A 19618-nucleotide genomic window follows, 5' to 3' on the forward strand; every position below is an offset into this window, starting at 1 on the left:
TATACCCTGTTAATTAGCTTAATACCTGCCAAACACGGGCTCCGTAACTTGGCGCCAATGGGTGGATTAAAATTTGCCATGCCGCAACGCTACAAGCCGCGGCGCTACTAAGTGAACCCCAGCTTACATGTCGTGGCATTTTGCTGATTGAGCGCTGCTTTAACACAAATCGCAATGCCTGACTCCCAAGCCAAACCAATAAGCCCAAACAGATTGCCGCTAGGGTGAGCAGCATTGGGAAAGAGAAGGTGCCATGGCTCGCTAGACCAATGGCCGCGCCGGCCAAGATGCCTGGCATCAGATAGGTGGGTGTCCATAATAAGCAGGCGAGAGTACAGGCGGGCCAGAAACGACGACTGGGCATGGATAGCATGCCCGCCACCATTGGCAGCACAGGACGGGTCGGGCCTAAAAAACGACCGACGAAAATCCCGATAGGGCCATGATGACGCAGAACGAGTCTGGCTTGGATGAGTAATCGACGGTGTGGGCGGATAATTGGTAGGCGATGCAATTGGCTGCGATAGCGAGAACCGAGCAAGTAAGAAAGACCGTCGCCCAATAAGGCGGCAATAAAGCCGACTGCGCAGGCGCTCCAAAAATCAATTTGCCCATTGCCCACCAAGGCGCCCAGACTAAACATCAATACGGTGCCGGGAATCAGTAAACCCACAATGGCCGTTGATTCGGCTAACACAATCACAAAAAGCACTAAAAGTGCAATTTCGCTGGAATGCCCCAACAAGCTTTGTAACCACTGTTCCATGACCCGACCCAAAAATAAATGCCTTGCTTTGAGGTGGCGGCGGTTGGAAGGTTCCCGATTGCGAATGAATTATCGAACAGTGGTTGGCGTCCGCTCACACACGGCATTTGGCGTGCGCGAGCGGCAGATGGCGTTAAACTTTAAATTTGGCTATTTCGCGATGCATATCGTCGGCAAGACGCCCTAATTCTTGGGCGGTTGATGCTACTCCGAACATGACTTGGGTGTTGTCGGCGATCATGTGTGACATTTGTTGCACCGCACTCGATACATGCTGACTAGAGTGCGATTGTTCCTGCAATGCTGTGCTCACCTCATCAATGCGCTCAACTACTTGTTTGGTCCGTGCACTAATCGCTTCGATCGACGCCCCCGCTGATTGCGCAATCTGCTGCCCACCCTCTACGTAAGATACAGATTCACGCATTTGCTGAGCCATGGATTTGGCGCTTTGTTGAATAGCACTGATCATTTGCGTAATTTCTAGGGCTGATTGGCTGGTTTTTTCCGCTAGTTTACGCACCTCATCGGCGACAACGGCAAAGCCTCGTCCTTGCTCGCCGGCACGTGCAGCCTCAATCGCGGCATTTAAGGCGAGCAAATTTGTTTGATCGGCCACGTCTTTGATGACCGCGGTAATGCCTGAAATACGGTCAGAGGACGCATCCAGCTCTTCTGCTGATTTGGCAGCATGCCCGATCGAAACGGCAATTTGACCGATGTCTTTGACCATATGCTGAATTTGTTTGACGCCCTCTTGTGCTGACGAGCCAGATTCGGCAGACAGTTGCTGGGCATTGAGGCTAAGGTCACTAACATGACCAACATTGCGTGTGATATCTGCCAAGCTGGCTGCGACCTCACTGGCATTTTCTGTTTGTTGCGCGGAGCCTTCACGAACCAAGGCGGAAGAGTTGGCGAGATGTTCACTCCAGGTGCGAACTTGCACTGAGCGGTTTTGAATTTGCTGCAGGGTATTGCTGAGTGCTTCGAGCATTTGGTTGATTGTTACCGCCGTAGCGCCTAGTTCGTCCCTGCCTTGATAATGAATGCGACGCGTTAAATCATGATCGCTTTCGATTAATGCGATCTCTCGTTGAATTTGCTCGATAGGGCGTAAAATTGAACGGGCTAGCCATACCGTGATCATCGCTCCCAGCACACCAGCGAAGATAACCAAACTAATAAAAGTGGTATGAATCCATGTGGCTTGCGCTTCGAGATCGGCTTTGGCCTTTAGCTCATCTTGTTGTGCTTGTTCCGCGGCTTTATCAACCGCGTCTTTTAGATCGTATAGCGGTTTTTTGAATGGAATCAATTGCTCATCCGCTTGGCTCGCACTCGTGATGCCGCCCGCGATGATTTGTTGATAAATGCCATTCACTGCTTGTTTATATATGCTGACCTGTTGAGGCATTTGAATTTGCAACGCACGCACTTCAGGGCTCAATTTGAGTTGCCCGAATTCACTGATGTGTTTTTCTAAATTGCTAGTAATTTCGTCGAGCTCTTTTTTATTCGCTTCTGGACCATCTTCGCCGGAGACCCCGATCGAGATAAACAAGCTTTTCTCTTTTTGCCGTACGCGGGTAAGTAGGTATTTGATTTCCAGAGCCGAGCGCCCTACGGCGACATCATGCTCCAAAATGGCTTGAGCATCGTGGCGAACTTCTAATTCACTCCAAAAGCCCACTGCGGCGACTAATGTGATTAAGAGCAATAGGGCTGAACAGCCGGTCATCATGCGGGTACGAATATTCATTTTGCGGCATTCCTAACTGCGAATAATTAGAAAATACTAACATTTGCCTATGGTATGATCATCAATATTTGTAATGTTTTTGCATAAAATATGTAAGCAGTAAATTGTGGCTAAGTTGGGCTACATGCTTGATGTGACTAACCCTATTGTTTATAGGCGTTTTTTTGTTTTTTGAAATGTAGTACATTGCGGATCGTCTCCAAATTTTTGCGAAACATTTCTACATGCAAATCGATCCCGTCGTTCTCTTTTTCTTGCTCGGCCTTGCGGCCGGTATCGCAAAATCTGATTTAAAGCTGCCAAGTGCCCTGTATGACACGTTATCGGTATTTCTATTGCTTGCGATCGGTATTAAGGGAGGCTTAGTTCTAGCGAAACAACCTTTGCTGGAAATTTTGCCGCAGGCCGCTTTGGTGATTGTGATGGGCTTTATTTTGCCTTTACTGGCGTATCCAATTTTGCGGGTGAAATTGGCGCAAGCTGATGCGGCCAGTGTTGCTGCGCACTACGGCTCGGTGTCGGTGGTTACTTTTGCCGTTGGGGTCGCATATTTAACGCGCTTAGGCGTTGAATATGAATCACAAAGTACTTTGTTTTTGGTGCTATTAGAAATGCCCGCCCTGATTGTCGGTGTGTTATTAGCGCGTTTAGGCGGCAAAGAGGGGCAGGGTAAAAAAGCATCGGGCCATGCTTGGGGCAAATTAATGCACGAGATTTTGCTTGGTAAAAGCATGGTGTTATTGATGGGTGGCTTGTTGATTGGCTGGTTTGCAGGACCAGAGGGAATTAAACCCGTCGATAAATTGTATCTCGATTTATTTAAACCCGTTTTGACCTTATTTTTGTTAGAAATGGGCTTGGTTGTGGCCGGTAAAATTGGCGTATTGCGTCAGCAAGGGGTGTTTATTCTGGCCATCGGTATTGCAATTCCATTAGTCTTTAGCTGGATCGGGATTGGCTTTGGTTTGATGATGGGCTTGTCTTTGGGCGGTTTGACCTTGTTGGCAACGCTAGCAGCCTCAGCAAGTTATATTGCCGCCCCTGCTGCTATGCGGATGGCGGTACCGCAGGCTAACCCGGCACTCTCGCTCGGTGCTGCATTGGGAATTACTTTCCCGTTTAATTTGTTAGTTGGTATTCCACTTTATTATCAGTTTGCCGCCGCTGTGGCCTAAGGAATTGCAATGACATTTCATGCCAAAACCATGCTGACTATTGTAACGGAAGCGTTGCTAGAAAATGATCTGGTAGAACTCTTTGAAGAGCGAAAAATACGCGGGTGGACCATTGTTGCTGCGCGCGGTAAGGGTGCGCATGGCGAGAAGCGGGGCAGTTTTGACGCGAATGAAAACATCCAGCTCGAAGTGATCGTTGATACCGCGAGTGCCGAAGCCTTGGCAGAAGAAATTATGGCGCGTTTTGGTGAGCACTATGCTTTAGTGCAATGGCTCTCTGAGGTGCGTGTTTTGCGGGCCAATAAGTTTTAATTTTTCGTGTTGATTTTTGGGTATATTGATCAAATTCAACACAGGAAAGGCTTGGGGTCTTATACCTGTTTGTGTATATTGCTTGGGTGAGTAATCTCAGTACCCGCGGGTAAAGGAAGTGCGTAATGCGCACACTTCCAATGAATTTAGCATTTTAAATGCTGGCTGCTATGCTCAAAATCTAACTATTTGGATACGAGCATATGGATCCGGCTGTCGTGACCGATCGAAAACTGCTGGCGCTGGCCCCTGAGCTCGCCTCTCCGCAACCTCTTGCGGTGCAGTTTTTCCAAAAACTGAAAATCGCCATCACCGCAGGCTATTGGTTGCCTGACGAAGCTTTGCCATCGGTTGCTCAATTTTCAGAGTTGTTTTCGATTCCGCATGATGTGGTGCAAAAAGCGTTTGATCAGCTGATTAAAGACAGTTGGCTGATGCTTAATACGCAGCAGGAATATTTAGTCACGCCAAAAATTGATCAACCTGTTTCACGCTTAAGTAATTTTTCTGACCTATTGCGGAGCAGGGGTTTTAAAGCCGGATCGGTGTGGCTGCGGCGTGAAGTAACTGAGCCAAATATGGACGAGCTATGGCGGCTCAAGTTGCAAACGGGGGCAAAGGTCAGCCGCTTACAACGGTTACGCACGGCCAATGAAGTTGTGGTTGGCTACGAATCTACCAGTCTACCTGCGAATATTGTCCCAAACCCCGACGAGATAGGCTCATCGCTATACCAGTATATGCATGATAAGCAACTCATTATCGCCAAAGCAGTTGAAGAAATTGACGCCTTTTCCTGTGATAGCGCTATGGCAGAACTGTGTGGTTTTGAGCTTGGAAAAGCGCTACTGCGTTTAACTCGCGTGAGTTTTCTACCCAATGGGCGGGCGATTGAGCTGACGTATTCTTACTTCCGTAGCGATTATTATCGATACGTGGTTGAGTTTAATGACTGAGGCCAGTATGCGCGCGATTTCTGCCTTAAGCTTCTCGACGCTGAACGAGCGGGCTTTGCTCGAGGCTTTACCGATTGCGGCTTGGCAAAAAGACCTGCATTTACACTATGTCTGGAGCAATGCAACTTTAAGCGCCTATTTTGGCGTGCCGCAAAATGAGTTACTCGGTCGCTGTGATGCAGATGTGCTGCCTGATTGGATGGGAGAGCAAATACAGCTTGAAGAGTTGGCCGTATTGGCTCACCAAGATGAGCGAAGTAGCGACCTTCAATTGCCAAAAATACATGGCGAAAGCCGAACCTTGCGCTGCTTTCGCCGTTGTGCCTACGACGAAGAGGGGCAACTGATCGGTATTTTGGGGTTTGCGATTGATGTATCAAGCGAGAAGCAACTACGCAAAGCACTGAAAACACAGGTGGATAGCCAATCGAGTTGGTTACGCGCTTTGCAGGATTACGCCTTGATCTCATTAATGGATAGGCAAGGGCGTTTTACGTATGTGAGTGATCAGTATGCACGTCTGATTGGCCAGCATAGTAAAAATATGATTGGTGAATTGCGAAGCCATTTCGGCTTGCAGGCTGAAGGGATGCAGATTAGTTACTACTTGACCCTGGCCGAGCAGGGAACCCCTGCAACACTCGAATTTTCTGGTGTCCGCGCCGATGGCAGCCCGTACTGGATGCGATCATTATTAATTGCTTTAAATTCCGCCGCGGATACGGAGCAAATCTTTTTTGAGTTGGCCACTGATTTAACTCCCGAAAAAATCACTGCTAATGCCTTAAATTCGGTTAACGATAATTTGATTGAGCTCATCAATAAAAACACCGAGTTAATTGCTCAGCTTGAAGTGGCGGCTCGTACTGATCCATTGACCGGTTTATTGAATCGGCGCGCACTTTATGAACGAGCCAAGCAAGAAGATGATCGTGCGAAACGAAAAAAAGTCCCGCTGTCGCTGATCGCGATGGATATTGATCATTTTAAAAGAATCAATGATCAATATGGTCATGAGTGTGGAGATCAGGCTTTGCTTCAGTTGGCTCGCTGGTGCGGTCAAGCACTGCGCTCAACTGATTTGATGGCACGAACAGGGGGTGAGGAATTCATTATTTTGCTTCCTGACACTGGAATCGAACATGCGCAGGAGATTGCAGAACGGATTCGTCTCTTGATTGAGCAGAGTAAAGTTGTAAACGCCAAAAATGGCGAGCGGTTTGGTTATACCATTAGCCAAGGTGTGGCGCGGGTGGGGGAGCAAGAATCGGTGCAGGATGCGATTGTGCGTGCAGATCATGCCTTATATCGCGCCAAAGATGAAGGTCGCAACCGGGTATGCCTTGCTAAGCTATGATTTATTTACCTTTATTTTGTTTTTACTCAGGTGCACAATGATTTTAGCTAACTAGCCCCACGAACAGGGGCTTAGTTTTTTTCTATGCACTAGATAGTAATAATTACCGTGCAATATGACGGCGTTCTGTGATTCAATCATTGAACTTAAAACAGGCTTAGCACTCTATGATTAGGAGTGCTAATATTTGGCTCGTACTGAATGTTTGGACAGGAGATCGATCATGAGTACTGCACTAACGCTACCAACTCTATCTGTTGGCGACAGTATTGAGCGTTATGTTCAGCGTGTGAATGCGTTTCCGATGCTCTCGCCCGAAGAAGAGCACGATTTGGCGACTCGCCATCAAGAACACAATGACTTAGAGGCGGCGCGTCAGCTGGTGTTATCGCACTTGCGCGTTGTGGTATCGATTGCGCGTGGTTACAGTGGGTATGGCCTGCCACAAGCAGATTTAATTCAAGAAGGTAATATCGGTTTGATGAAAGCGGTAAAACGCTTCGAGCCAAGCCGTGGTGTGCGCCTGTATTCCTTTGCCGTGCATTGGATTAAAGCTGAAATTCACGAGTATATTTTGCGCAACTGGCGTTTGGTCCGTATCGCGACGACCAAAGCGCAACGCAAATTATTCTTCAATTTGCGCTCGATGAAATCGAGCTTTGCCGCGCTCACACATGTGCAAGCCAAAGAAATTGCCGACGATTTGGGCGTCAAGCCTGAAGAAGTGTTGGAAATGGAAACGCGCATGACTGGGCAGGATGTGGCCTTGGTTGCCGATGACGGCGACGACGAAGGTTACGCACCGATTGACTGGTTGGCTGATTCGCACAGCGAACCGACTGCAGTGCTGGCGCGTCAACGACTCGACCAATTGCAATCGGTGGGCATTGGTGCCGCGCTGGAATCTTTGGACGAGCGTAGTCGCCGCATTATCGAGGCGCGCTGGCTAACTGATGACGGTGAATCGTCTACGCTGCACGATTTGGCGGCCGAGTTTAATGTGTCGGCTGAGCGTATTCGCCAAATCGAAGCGAAGGCGCTGCAAAAAATGAAGCAGGCCTTATTGCCTGCGATGGCTTAAATAAGCGATTGTACTGTTGTGGTCCAAAAGGGAGGCTAAGCCTCCCTTTTTTATTGTGTCGGAAATTACTTCAAGAAATCTTGCATTTGGCCGATAATGTGCTAAGTACTTGATCTTTTGTATTTAATTACATGAAACCCAGTTATATTTTTGCGCCTCGCCACTCATTTTCTGACTATGTTGTTCAGAAGTTTGCGGCTATCGGCTCTGAATTGCCTCAATCGCAACTTCCCGCAGGCGACGCATCATCTGCCGCCGTTGCTTCTACTTCGCAGTCTGCAGGAGCTGTCTGGAATGGCGTGGAGCGTCGCAGTCAAGTGGACCGTCGCCAGCAGAATCGCCGTCAAGAACGCGGTTCCGCCATGTTAGATACTCGTACACAGCCGGATCGTCGTTGCGAAGCTCGGCGTCAAACTGATCGTGCGGTGAATGCATTTGTGGCGTGTAAAGTCTAACTTAGCCTTGTGTAAATACCCCGGTGGCGTATTGATGGAATAAGATTGCTAGTAGTGCCGTTGCAATCAATACCTTTGCCGCTATTTGTACGGTGCGGTGAGCTTCTTTTCTGCGCTGAGGGCCGAGCCATTGCCAAATGAGAAGGCCTGTTAGCAACAAGAGGAAAAGAAGGTTGATTTTGCCGCTCATCGGGAAGCTCTGTCTTTTCTTGTAAGTTTTTTCACTAAAAGCCCTGTGGTTTGTGAAGGTTTTGTCAGAAAAGCCGTTGAATTTAAAGTGATACTTTAACTTTTTGTGCTTTGTGTTTGATTTTAAATAGGCTGATTTTTTGTAAGTCTAATGTGTTAAATCATTGTATCAAAACGGGAAAATGCCCGGCACTGCTTGTGTCGGGTTTTTTTTTCCTCTATAGTGGGGCGCAGTGGGAAAAAGTGGGGGAAAGTGCACTTTTCTGCCAGAATACGACCGAAGTGGTTCAAATTAAGCCATTTCAAAACCCAGCCGTTTAAACCGCGCCCAGCAGGTGGTGATTAAGTCATGTTTAGTGGTGTGTCTTCCTTAAATCTGGACAGCAAAGGGCGATTGGCGATTCCAGCCAAGCATCGCGATACTTTGCTCGCCCAGTCAGAAGGCAAGCTCATCATTACCGCTGACCCTGCAGGTTGTTTATTGGTGTATCCAGAGCCCGCGTGGATTCCGATTCGCGATCAATTGAATCAATTGACCGGTACAAAGGCGGGTATCCGCCGTTTTATCGTGGGTCAGGCTGAAGAGGTCGAGATGGATGCGTCGGGTCGGGTGTTGATCCCGCCACGTTTGCGCCAAGTGGCCAAATTGGACAAAGAAGTGGCCCTTGTGGGGATGGGCAATAAGTTCGAGCTGTGGGATGACGCGAAATGGATCGCGACTACCGAAGCCATCATGGCGATGGATGCACAAGAACTTGAAAATAATATGGAAGGAATTTTGTTGTGAGCGATACGCAAAACTTCGTGCATCGCACGGTATTGCTCGATGAGGCGGTGGACGCGCTCGCGATCCAGCCCGATGGTGTGTATGTCGATTGTACTTTCGGTCGCGGCGGTCATTCGCGGCTGATTCTGTCTAAGCTCGGCCCCAATGGCCGCTTGATTTCATTTGATAAAGACCCATATGCGATTGCTGAGGCTGCGACGATTGGCGATTCGCGCTTTACGATTGTGCACGAAGGTTTTGTCACGCTAGCTGATTCGCTGGCCAAACTTGGTGTGACACAAATTGATGGCTTGCTGATGGATTTGGGCGTTTCCTCACCACAGCTTGACGATGGTTCTCGGGGGTTTAGCTTCCGGTTTGATGCTCCGCTTGATATGCGCATGGATACCACGCGGGGTATTACTGCTGCCGAATGGTTAAATTCGGCTGATGAAAAAGAAATTGCAGAGGTGGTAAAAGATTATGGCGAAGAACGGTTTGCTCGGCAGGTTGCAGCAGCGATTGTTACGCGTAGGGCAGTCAAACCTTTTACTACAACAGGCGAACTTGCCGCGGTCGTGGCAACGGCAGTCCGCACCCGTGAGCCGGGCCAGGACCCGGCGACGCGTACCTTCCAAGCTGTACGGATTTACGTCAATCGCGAGCTTGAGGAGTTATCGCTAACGTTGCCACAGGCGCTGTCTTTATTAAAACCCGGCGGTCGCTTGTCGGTGATTGCATTTCACTCGCTGGAAGACCGTATTGTTAAGCGCTTTATGCAGGATAAATCGACGGGTGATCGCCTGCCGTCGCGCTTGCCGGTGATGGCAAGCGAAATTGCGCAAGCGCCGTTAAAAATCGTTTGCAAACCAATTCGCGCCAGCGAGCAAGAGGTGAAATCGAATCCTCGTGCACGTAGCGCGATTTTGCGCGTTGCTGAACGTACCGAGGGCCCTTTGTGACTCGGCTCAATCTCTTTTTGCTGTTGATTGTGATTGTGTGCGCAATGGGCGTGGTGACGAGCCAGCACAAAGCGCGCAAATTATTTATCGAATTGCAAAAGCAAGATGCACTAACTCGTAAACTCAATGTCGAGTGGGGTCAGTTGCAACTAGAGCAAAGTACTTGGGCGATGCATTCGCGTGTCGAGGCTGAGGCGAGCCAAAAAATGGGTATGGTGGTGGCGCCTGCTAACCGCACCCAAGTGATTCTTGAGCATGGCCAGCAGGTCAGCAAACCTGTGGTGACCGATCTGCCATGATGCGCCAAACCCGAACTCAAGCTCGAACGGTTTCCACTGGGCGCCGTCAAGATAAATACGCAGTTAAGCCTAAGCTAGAACGTTGGCGCGTTTGGTTTGTCCTGTCGTGCCTGTTGGGTTTGTTCGCCGCCTTATTGGGTCGTAGTTTGTATCTGCAAGCGTGGAACGAAGGCTTTTTGCAAGATCAAGGTGACGCACGTTATCGCCGCACGCTCAAGCTGGAACCGAATCGCGGCATGATTACCGATCGCAACGGCGAGCCTTTGGCGATTTCGACGCCTGTTCAATCCATTTGGCTAAGCCCGCGCAGTATGCAAGTACTGCCTGCTGGACAAAGCCGTCCGCGGGATTGGAAGCAGGGTGACGAAGATGAGTTAGTACCAATTTCCGTCGATGAGGTGAAGAAGGTTGCCTCATTGTTGGCGCTTACTCCTGAAGAAGTTTTGGCCAAATTAAATAACACTCGAAAAAACAAGCAAGGTCAGGAAGTAAAACCTGATTTTGTCTGGTTGAAACGTCACATCTCCCCCGCTGATGCTAAGCGGGTTTTGGCCTTGAATGTGCCCGGAATTTATTCCCAAACAGAATATCGCCGTTACTACCCAGCGGGTGAGGTAATGGCGCATGTGGTGGGCTTTACCAATCTCGATAGCAAAGGTCAGGAAGGTTTTGAGTTGACCAAAAACGCGATGCTGGCGGGTAAGCCAGGATCGCGTACCGTGATTCGCGATCGCCGTGGTTATATTGTTGAAGACGTTTCAACGATTGTGCCGCCGCAAGAAGGCCAAACACTGCAATTGTCGATAGATCGCCGGATTCAGTACTTAGCCTATCGTGAGCTCAAAAACGCGGTTGATAGCAGTCAAGCTGTCGGCGGCGCGATTGTGGTGTTGGATGCTCGCACCGGGGAAGTGTTGGCAATGGCCAATGCGCCGTCTTACAACCCCAATAGCCGTGCCAAGATTGACCCCGCACACAAGCGCAATCGCGCGCTCACTGATTTATATGAGCCCGGCTCAACAATGAAAGCGCTCACGGTCGCAATGGCACTCAATGCCGGCAAAGTGAAGCCCACCACAGTGATCCAAACGGGAGGCGGCACGATGAGCATTGGTCCAGCCACGATTCGGGATGATCACCCCGTTGGTGCCGCGACTGTTGAACACATTATGCAAAAGTCGTCTAACGTTGGCGCGGTGAAAATGGCGCTGATGATGGAGCGGGAAGAAATGTCGAATTTCTTTCATGACGTCGGCTTTGGCGAAAAGCTCAATACCGGCTTCCCTGGTGAGTCTCCGGGTCGGGTACGGCCTTGGAAAACTTGGCGTCCGATCGAGCAAGCAACCATGTCCTACGGCTACGGTGTTTCCGTGTCGGTGATGCAAATGGCGCGCGCTTATCAGATTTTTGCCGGTAACGGCGAAGTCCATCCAGTGACCTTTACCAAATTGGTTGCTCCTGCGCCGGGCAAACAAGTGATTTCTGCCGAGACTGCAGCACAAGTACGCAAAATGCTCGAAATGGTGACCCAACCCGGCGGTACCGCCACGCGCGCGCAAGTGGTTGGCTATCGGGTTGGCGGCAAAACGGGAACGGCCAAGAAATTAGTCAATGGCGTGTATTCCGATACCGCGCGGGTTGGTTCTTTTGTTGGCTTGGCGCCGATATCTAATCCACGCCTGATTGTGGCGGTGATGATTGATGAGCCATCGTTTGCGATGCGCTATGGCGGCTTAGTGGCTGCGCCGGTGTTTAGTAATGTCGTAGCGGGAAGTTTGCGTTTATTAGGTGTACCACCTGATGCGCCAACAACGAATATTTTGCTCCCCGGCAATGGGGTCGAAGACGTGAAGGAAGACGCATGAAGCCAATGAGCTGGGCCTTACCTCAGATTGATTTTGCCGTGATCAAAGCCTTGGTAGGTGATCGTCGCCTGGTGGTTGATAGTCGTAAAGTTAGCACTGGCGATGTGTTTTTGGCCTATCAAGGCGAATACGTTGATGGCCGACAGTTTATTGCTGATGCCATTCGCAATGGTGCCGCCGCCGTGATTTGGGACGCTGAAGACTTTGCATGGCATGCTGAGCATCAAGTGCCCAATATTGCCGTAGCGCAATTGCGTAACCAAGTGGGTATATTGGTGTCAGTTTTAATGGGTAATGATGTCAGAGCATTACCCGTGGTGGGTATTACGGGTACCAATGGTAAAACTTCCATTGCCAATTGGCTGGCGCAAGCATTTAATGCGCTCGGCGGCAAAGCTGGCGTATTGGGTACTTTAGGCAATGGATTTGTTGGCGAGCTCAGTAGCTCGACGCATACCACGCTCGATCCAGTTAGCTTGCAACATTGGATTGCCAAATTTAATGCCGAGGGCGCCACCCAAGTGGCGATGGAAGTTTCATCGCACGGTCTGGTTCAGGCGCGTGCGCATGGCGTGCAATTTCACACCGCCGTGTTTACCAACTTAACGCGCGATCATTTGGATTATCACGGCACGATGCAAGAATACGGCGCAGCCAAAGCCAAGTTATTTGAGTGGGAGGGGCTGCAAGCGGCGGTGATTAATGCGGATGATCCATTTGGCCGCGAATTAATCGGCTTTACCACGGCCAAAACCATCTGGTCGTATGGTTTTGAGCAAGGCGATTTGCGCTGCACGGCGCTGGAATCATCGCTGAAAGGTTTGGCCTTGACGGTTGAAACGCCACAGGGAACAACGCGCATTGAATCGGCGTTATTGGGGCGCTTTAACGCCAGTAATTTGCTGGCTTGCCTTGGCGTGTTATTGGCGCAAGGCGTGTCATTGGCCGACGCAAGCAAAGCCCTAGAGCAAATTCGCCCTGCTGCTGGTCGGATGCAGTGTTTGGGTGGTGGTGATAAGCCGATGGTGGTGATTGATTACGCCCATACGCCAGATGCCCTAGAAAAGGTGCTGATGACTTTGCGTGAAGCGATGCCGCAAGGTTCGCGTTTGTATTGCGTCTTTGGCTGCGGTGGTGATCGCGATACGGGGAAGCGCCCATTAATGGGTGAAATTGCCTGCCGTTTGGCCGACTCTGTGGTCATTACCAGCGACAACCCCCGCACTGAATCACCCAAAACCATTATTCAAGACATTGTCGCTGGCGTTTCGGGCGTGCCTGGCACGGGTAACGCCAATTATGCCATTGAGTCCGATCGTGCTCTGGCAATCATTGATGCTATCGAGATGGCTCATGTGAATGATGTGGTGCTGATCGCTGGTAAAGGTCACGAAAATTATCAAGAAATCAATGGCGAGCGTCATCACTTTGATGATGTCGAGCACGCAAGTGCGGCGCTCGCTAGAAAAGCAACAAGGAAATAGGCGTTAATGATGTTGAATTTGCGGGAAGCCGCCACGGCGCTCAAAGGCAAATTAGTTGCTAGCGATAGCCAACTGGAGTTTGCGCGTGTCACGACCGACAGCCGTGATATTCGCCCCGGTGATTTATTTGTCGCGCTCAAAGGCGAGCGTTTCGACGCGCATGATTTTGTCGCTGCGGCATTAGATCAAGGCGCGGTTGCGGCCTTGGTGCAAGAGCCGGGTGAGGGCAATCGCATTATTGTCAAAGACACCCTTGCCGCCTTGGGTGAGCTGGCTAAATACTGGCGCGCTAAGCACGCGCATATTCCATTGATTGGCGTTACGGGCAGTAATGGTAAAACCAGCGTTAAAGAAATGCTAGCTTCAATCTTCACCGTTGCAGCGGGCGGCGAGCACTTGGTGCACGCCACGAAAGGCAATTTAAACAACCACATTGGTTTGCCGCTGACAGTGTTGGGCATTCATGCCGAGCACCGTTTTGTGGTGGCTGAAATGGGGATGAACCATTTTGGCGAAATCGATTATTTAACGCATATCGCTCAACCTGATGTGGCCTTGGTCAATAACGCCGGCGCGGCGCACTTAGAAGCCTTGGGCTCGGTCGAAGGCGTTGCAAAAGCTAAAGGCGAGATTTTTGCCGGTTTGGTGGCCAATGGCACGGCGATTATCAACGCCGATGACCAATATGCGCCGCTGTGGAAGTCGTTGGCCGCCAAAAACACCATCGTGACTTTTGGTTTTAACGGCGAAGTATCGGCAAGCAACGTCGAATTGCTGCCAACAGGCAGCCAATTTGCGTTGACCACGCCACAAGGCTCGGCCGACGTGCGTTTGGCGGTGCCGGGCGAACACAATGTACGGAATGCTTTGGCCGCCGCTGCTGCTGCGCTGGCCGTTGGTGTTTCGCTGCCGCAAGTGGCGCAAGGCTTGTGCCAGTGGGGCGGGGTAAAAGGGCGTTTGCAAGCTAAAACCGCAGCCAATGGCGCGGCGATTTTGGACGACACTTACAACGCCAATCCTGATTCGATGAAAGCAGCAGTGAATGTTTTAGCCGCGATTGGTCAGCGTGGCGTACCGACCATCTTGGTGCTCGGTGATATGGGCGAAGTTGGTGATGAAGCGATTCAGTGTCACCAAGCGATTGGTGGGTATGCGCGTGAGCAAGGCATTCAGCATTTTGTAGCGGTTGGTACTCATATGCAGTATGCCGTGGATGCATTTAACGCCGCTGGCGGCCAAGCCGCAGTGCATTGCGCCGATCACGCTGCAGCGATTGCCGCGGTAACTGCGATTGCGACGCCGAATAGCCAAATTTTGGTGAAAGGCTCGCGCTTTATGCGGATGGAAAAAGTCGTTGATGGTTTAGTGAATTTATCAGAACAAGGAGCACAGCCATGCTGCTGATGTTAACGCAATGGTTGGGCGAGTCGATTCGCGCCTTCAACGTATTTAATTATCTAACACTGCGCGCGGTATTGGCGACGATTACCGCGCTGACGATTTCATGGGTGTTAGGCCCGTATGTAATCCGCAAACTGGCCGAGTTAAAAGTGGGTCAAGCGGTGCGTGACGACGGCCCGCAAACTCACTTGGTGAAAGCCGGTACGCCAACGATGGGCGGCACGCTGATTCTGCTGTCGATTGGCTTAACGACGCTGCTGTGGGGCGATTTGGGTAATAAATACGTGTGGTTGGTGCTGATCGTGACCTTGGCAACCGGTGTGATTGGCTTTGTCGATGACTACAAAAAAGTTGCGCTGAGAAACCCGAAAGGGCTCTCGGCCAAAGCCAAGATGGTATGGCAATCGGCGATTGCGATTGGTGCGGGGATGTTCTTGGTGAACTACGGCGCTGATGCGGCTAATACCGGCTTCATTATTCCGTTTTACAAAGAAATCCTGTATCCATTTGGCGCGATCGGTTTTTGCGTGTTGACCTATTTCGTCATCGTTGGCACCAGCAATGCAGTGAACCTGACCGATGGTTTGGATGGTTTGGCGATTATGCCGGTGGTGCTGGTCGCGGGCGCATTCTGCATTTTTGCCTATGTGGCAGGTAACGTGAAATTTGCCACCTACCTTGGCGTGCCACATGTGGCAGGTGCGGGTGAATTGATCGTGTTCTGCGCGGCAATGGTCGGCGCAGGCTTGGGCTTTTTGTGGTTTAACGCTTATCCAGCCGAAGTATTTATGGGCGACGTCGGTGCCTTAGCACTCGGTGCTGGTTTAGGTGCGGTGGCAGTGATTGTGCGCCAAGAAATCGTGCTGCTGATTATGGGCGGTGTGTTTGTCGTAGAAGCACTGTCGGTGATGATTCAGGTCGCTAGCTTCAAAATGACCGGCAAGCGTGTATTTAGAATGGCGCCGCTGCACCACCATTACGAACTGAAAGGTTGGAAGGAAACGCAAGTGGTCGTGCGTTTCTGGATTATTACTATGCTCTTGGTGTTGGTCGGCTTGGCCACACTGAAATTACGCTAAGTCGGGACACAATCGTGGAATTAAACGCAAAACATTGCATCGTGGTTGGCTTGGGCGACACCGGTTTGGCAACTGCGCGCTGGTTGGTGGCCAAAGGCGCGCGCGTCACCGTGGCCGATAGCCGCGCAACGCCGCCGAATTTGGCTAATTTACAGGCGGATTTGCCGCAGGTTGCTTTGCGCTTGGGCGCATTTAATGTTGACACCTTTGCCGACGCTGATTTGCTAGTAACAAGTCCTGGCGTGCCATTGGCGACGCCCGAAATTGCCACTGCGATTGCGCATGGCATGCCTGTGGTGGGGGACGTTGAATTACTTGCACAAGCCTTGGTGGGTAAGCCTGGCAAAGTGATTGCGATTACCGGCTCGAATGGTAAATCGACAGTAACGACGATGGTCGCGCAAATGTGCGAAGCGGCCGGCCTGTCGACCGTGATGGCGGGCAATATCGGCGTGCCAGTGTTGGCGGCTTTGGCTGAGTGGGAAGCCAAAGGCCAATGGCCAGATATGTGGGTGCTGGAATTATCAAGCTTCCAGCTTGAGACTACGACATCGCTGACGCCCGCTGCCGCGACGGTATTGAATGTGTCAGAAGACCATCTCGATCGTTACGCGGGTATGAATGAATACGCCGCAACCAAGGCGAGCATTTTTGCTGGTTTGGGCGTGCAAGTGCTCAACCGTGATGATGGTTATTGTCGGGGTATGGCTCGCCAAGGCCGTGATGTAGTATGGTTTGGGCAAGATACCCCACGCAATGGCAATGAGTATGGTCTAGTTGAGATCGACGGCGATTTCAGCCTGCGCTGTGGTGATTTTGAATTAATGCGCGCTAGCGAATTGCCAGTTGCAGGCTTGCACAACGCCGTGAATGCCTTGGCTGCAATTGCGCTGTGCCGCGCTGCTGGTTTGCCTACCGCACCACTCTTGGCTGCTTTAAAGGCATTCAAAGGTTTGCCACACCGCGTTGAGTTTGTGGCTGAGATTAATGGCGTGTCGTATTACGATGACTCGAAAGGCACCAATGTCGGCGCTACTGAAGCCGCGCTCAAAGGTATGACGCGCCCTGTGGTGTTGATTGCTGGCGGCGATGGTAAAGGGCAGGATTTTTCGCCGCTGGTTGAAGCGTGCGAGCGCATTTGCCGCGCAGTCTTGCTGATCGGCCGAGATGGCCCAGAGCTGGCCAATGTGCTCAATGAAGCTCGTTCAGCTTTCTTACCCGACGATGATGATAACTATCTGCCCGTAATGCAATTGCCGACGCTGGAAATGGCAGTAACGGTGGCGAGCAATTTTGCCGAACCAGGCGACGTGGTCTTGCTATCACCTGCGTGTGCGAGCTTGGATATGTTCCGCAATTACCACCACCGCGCCGAAGTGTTTATCGCTGCGGTGACTGGCTTGAAGTCGGGTCTGGAGCAGAACTAATGCGCCAAATTTTTTACCAAGCCATGCGACGCATGAAGCCTTCGATGAGTAGCTACGATCAGGCGATGTTCTGGTGCGTCACGCTGTTGCTGTCGATTGGTTTGGTAATGGTGTATTCAGCGTCGATAGCGATGGCGGAAGTCGATAAAGATACCGGTTTTCGCTCGCATTACTTCTTGCAACGCCACGCCGCGTTTCTCGTTGTGGGTATTAGTGCTGCTTTTGCGACCTTTAATATCTCAACCGAAAAATGGCGGCAATGGGCGCCATCTCTGTTTATTTTCGGTACCTTTTTGCTGATTCTGGTGTTGATTCCAGGTATTGGTCGCGAAGTGAACGGGAGTCGTCGCTGGTTAAGTTTGTTTGTGATTAATTTACAACCTTCTGAATTAATGAAATTTTTTGTTGTGCTATATGCCGCTGATTACACGGTGCGCAAAGCGCACAGCATGAATACCAATCTGGGGGAGAGCATCAGCAAGGTGCTGTTCCCCATGGCTTTGGTGATGGCGGTGGTCGGCGCTTTATTGCTGCTAGAACCCGACTTTGGTGCATTTACCGTGATTACGATGATCGCGATGGGCGCCTTATTTTTGGGTGGTTTTAACTGGCGCGTGTTTTTAGGCCTAATCGTGATTTTGGGCGTGGCTTTTGTCGGCTTGATTGCATCAAGTCCGTATCGTTTGGCGCGCGTCACTGGCTTTTTAGATCCGTGGCAAGACCCGTACGGCAAGGGTTATCAGCTTAGCCACTCCTTGATTGCCTTTGGCCGTGGTGAATGGCACGGCGTCGGCCTTGGCGCGAGTGTCGAAAAATTATCGTATTTGCCGGAAGCGCATACCGACTTTTTAATGGCGATTATTGCGGAAGAGTTTGGTTTTCTCGGAATTGCTGTCGTCATTGCATTGTTTATGTTTTTTGTGTTCCGCGCTTTTGCGATTGGCGTACAAGCGACGAAACTCGAACGTCATTGGCATGCACTGGTAGCGCAAGGTATTGGTATTTGGATTGGTTTTCAATCCTTTATCAATATGGGCGTGAATATGGGTTTGATGCCGACAAAAGGGCTGACTTTGCCGCTACTATCGTTCGGTGGTTCGGGCATTGTCGCTAATATGATTGCGATTGGTTTATTGATGCGAATTGATTATGAAAATCGCCAGATGATCAGGGGGTATCGCCCATGAGCAAGCGAACTCTCTTGGTGATGGCGGGTGGCACCGGTGGGCATATTTTCCCCGCCTTAGCGGTTGCCAATGCGATGCGTGATAAGGGTTGGGATATTGTTTGGCTAGGTGCCAAAGGCGCGATGGAAACACGCGTTGTTCCGCAGCATGGCATTGATTTGGTGACTTTAGATATTACCGGAGTGCGCGGTAAAGGCTTACTGAAAAAACTGTCCCAACCGTGGGTGCAACTCAAAGCGCTGTGCGGCGCTTTGAATTTGATTTTCCGCCGTCGCCCCGATGTGGCGATTGGTTTTGGTGGTTTTACCGGCTTTCCCGGTGGCTTGGCGATGCGTTTGTGCTGGTTGCCGCTGGTGATTCATGAGCAAAACTCAGTGGCCGGTTTAACCAATAAAGCCTTATCAAAACTGGCCAATCGCGTGTTGTTTGCATTCCCAAGTGCCTTTCCTGGTCGCAACGGCTGCGTCGGTAATCCAGTGCGGGATGAGTTGAAGAATGTCGCCGAGCCAGAACAGCGTTTTGCAGGTCGTACCGGTCCACTCAAATTATTGGTCGTTGGCGGTAGCTTGGGCGCGCAAGTGTTTAACGAGCAAGTGCCGAAAGCTTTGGCGCTGATTGCCCCAGAGGCTCGCCCACAGGTGATTCATCAAGCGGGTGAAAAGCATATTGAAGCACTGCGTGCCAATTATGCGGCTGCAGGTGTTGAAGCTGAGTGCGTGGCATTTATTGGTGATATGGCCAGCGCATACGCAGCGGCCGATTTGGTGTTGTGCCGCGCAGGCGCGCTAACGGTTGCCGAGCTGGCCTGTGTGGGTGTTGCTTCGGTCTTGGTGCCATTTCCGCATGCGGTGGATGATCACCAAACGGGTAATGCCCAATTTTTAAGTGAAGAACAAGCTGGTATTTTGCTGCCGCAAACCCGAATGAGCGCCGAAGTGTTGGCCGATTTATTGCAAAAAACCAGTCGCGATCAATGCCTGCTGATGGCGAAAAACGCCAAACGCTTGGCCAAACCGGATGCAACAGCGCAAGTTGTTGCTGTAATTGAAGAATTAGCTGGATAGGAGTATAGGGTAATTGCCCGTGGCATATATA

19 protein-coding genes are annotated in these 19618 nt (G+C 50.7%); 16 read left to right on the top strand and 3 right to left on the bottom strand.

The annotated features are described in order from the left end of the window. Positions 1-13: 13 nt before the first annotated feature. Together NT239_11085 and NT239_11090 are read right to left on the bottom strand one after the other, a co-directional pair. Positions 14-766, bottom strand: a complete 753-nt coding sequence (locus NT239_11085) for a DedA family protein (GenBank protein XGA70319.1) — start codon at positions 764-766, stop codon at positions 14-16. Between the two features lie 133 nt (positions 767-899). Beyond that, positions 900-2528, bottom strand: coding sequence for a methyl-accepting chemotaxis protein (locus NT239_11090; GenBank protein XGA70320.1), 1629 nt, complete (start codon positions 2526-2528; stop codon positions 900-902). A 224-nt stretch (positions 2529-2752) separates the two neighbouring features. Here NT239_11090 and NT239_11095 point away from each other — a divergent pair, with 224 nt between their 5' ends. The 6 genes from NT239_11095 (at position 2753) to NT239_11120 (ending at position 7864) form a co-directional block, all read left to right on the top strand. Then, positions 2753-3703, top strand: coding sequence for a sodium-dependent bicarbonate transport family permease (locus tag NT239_11095; GenBank protein ID XGA70321.1), 951 nt, complete (start codon positions 2753-2755; stop codon positions 3701-3703). A 9-nt stretch (positions 3704-3712) separates the two neighbouring features. After that, positions 3713-4015, top strand: coding sequence for a transcriptional regulator (locus NT239_11100; GenBank protein ID XGA70322.1), 303 nt, complete (start codon positions 3713-3715; stop codon positions 4013-4015). Between the two features lie 203 nt (positions 4016-4218). Continuing rightward, positions 4219-4971, top strand: coding sequence for a GntR family transcriptional regulator (locus NT239_11105; protein XGA70323.1), 753 nt, complete (start codon positions 4219-4221; stop codon positions 4969-4971). Continuing rightward, on the top strand, positions 4964-6328 hold the full coding sequence (locus NT239_11110; protein XGA70324.1) for a diguanylate cyclase: 1365 nt from the start codon (positions 4964-4966) through the stop codon (positions 6326-6328). Before NT239_11105 ends, NT239_11110 begins: the two co-directional genes overlap by 8 nt. 223 nt (positions 6329-6551) lie before the next feature. After that, positions 6552-7409 carry an RNA polymerase sigma factor RpoH gene (rpoH, locus tag NT239_11115; GenBank protein ID XGA70325.1) on the top strand — a complete coding sequence of 286 codons (858 nt, stop codon included), beginning with the start codon at positions 6552-6554 and terminating at the stop codon, positions 7407-7409. 212 nt (positions 7410-7621) lie between these two features. After that, the gene (locus NT239_11120; protein XGA70326.1) at positions 7622-7864 is read left to right on the top strand and encodes a hypothetical protein; all 243 of its coding nucleotides are present in this window, start codon (positions 7622-7624) and stop codon (positions 7862-7864) included. Position 7865: 1 nt separating this feature from the next. On the opposite strand, the gene NT239_11125 is transcribed toward NT239_11120, so the two are convergent. Continuing rightward, positions 7866-8054, bottom strand: a complete 189-nt coding sequence (locus tag NT239_11125; protein XGA70327.1) for a hypothetical protein — start codon at positions 8052-8054, stop codon at positions 7866-7868. 348 nt (positions 8055-8402) lie between these two features. Between NT239_11125 and mraZ the strand changes: the two genes are divergently transcribed. The 10 genes from mraZ to murG are packed head-to-tail and all read left to right on the top strand — an operon-like array spanning position 8403 to position 19587. Continuing rightward, positions 8403-8840 (top strand): division/cell wall cluster transcriptional repressor MraZ, encoded by a 438-nt coding sequence (gene mraZ, locus NT239_11130; protein ID XGA70328.1) that lies wholly within the window; start codon positions 8403-8405, stop codon positions 8838-8840. After that, entirely contained in the window at positions 8837-9781 is a 945-nt protein-coding gene (rsmH, locus tag NT239_11135) for a 16S rRNA (cytosine(1402)-N(4))-methyltransferase RsmH (protein XGA70329.1), read from the top strand. The genes mraZ and rsmH overlap by 4 nt, the downstream gene beginning before the upstream one ends. Further along, the gene (ftsL, locus tag NT239_11140) at positions 9778-10080 is read left to right on the top strand and encodes a cell division protein FtsL (GenBank protein ID XGA70330.1); all 303 of its coding nucleotides are present in this window, start codon (positions 9778-9780) and stop codon (positions 10078-10080) included. The genes rsmH and ftsL overlap by 4 nt, the downstream gene beginning before the upstream one ends. Continuing rightward, positions 10077-11945, top strand: a complete 1869-nt coding sequence (locus NT239_11145) for a penicillin-binding protein 2 (protein XGA70331.1) — start codon at positions 10077-10079, stop codon at positions 11943-11945. Before ftsL ends, NT239_11145 begins: the two co-directional genes overlap by 4 nt. Then, positions 11942-13429, top strand: coding sequence for a UDP-N-acetylmuramoyl-L-alanyl-D-glutamate--2,6-diaminopimelate ligase (locus NT239_11150; GenBank protein XGA70332.1), 1488 nt, complete (start codon positions 11942-11944; stop codon positions 13427-13429). The genes NT239_11145 and NT239_11150 overlap by 4 nt, the downstream gene beginning before the upstream one ends. Positions 13430-13435: 6 nt before the next feature. Beyond that, positions 13436-14833 carry a UDP-N-acetylmuramoyl-tripeptide--D-alanyl-D-alanine ligase gene (locus NT239_11155; GenBank protein XGA70333.1) on the top strand — a complete coding sequence of 466 codons (1398 nt, stop codon included), beginning with the start codon at positions 13436-13438 and terminating at the stop codon, positions 14831-14833. Continuing rightward, on the top strand, positions 14824-15909 hold the full coding sequence (mraY, locus tag NT239_11160; GenBank protein XGA70334.1) for a phospho-N-acetylmuramoyl-pentapeptide-transferase: 1086 nt from the start codon (positions 14824-14826) through the stop codon (positions 15907-15909). Before NT239_11155 ends, mraY begins: the two co-directional genes overlap by 10 nt. 14 nt (positions 15910-15923) lie before the next feature. Beyond that, positions 15924-17336, top strand: coding sequence for a UDP-N-acetylmuramoyl-L-alanine--D-glutamate ligase (gene murD / locus NT239_11165; GenBank protein XGA70335.1), 1413 nt, complete (start codon positions 15924-15926; stop codon positions 17334-17336). Continuing rightward, a complete protein-coding gene (gene ftsW / locus NT239_11170; protein ID XGA70336.1) occupies positions 17336-18523 on the top strand; it encodes a putative lipid II flippase FtsW in 1188 nt (395 codons plus the stop codon). Before murD ends, ftsW begins: the two co-directional genes overlap by 1 nt. Then, positions 18520-19587: an undecaprenyldiphospho-muramoylpentapeptide beta-N-acetylglucosaminyltransferase gene (gene murG / locus NT239_11175; protein ID XGA70337.1), complete on the top strand. Its 1068-nt coding sequence runs from the start codon at positions 18520-18522 to the stop codon at positions 19585-19587. The genes ftsW and murG overlap by 4 nt, the downstream gene beginning before the upstream one ends. The last annotated feature ends 31 nt before the right edge of the window (positions 19588-19618 follow it).

The organism is Chitinibacter sp. SCUT-21 (genome assembly GCA_041874755.1).
Taxonomy (GTDB): Bacteria; Pseudomonadota; Gammaproteobacteria; order Burkholderiales; family Chitinibacteraceae; genus Chitinibacter.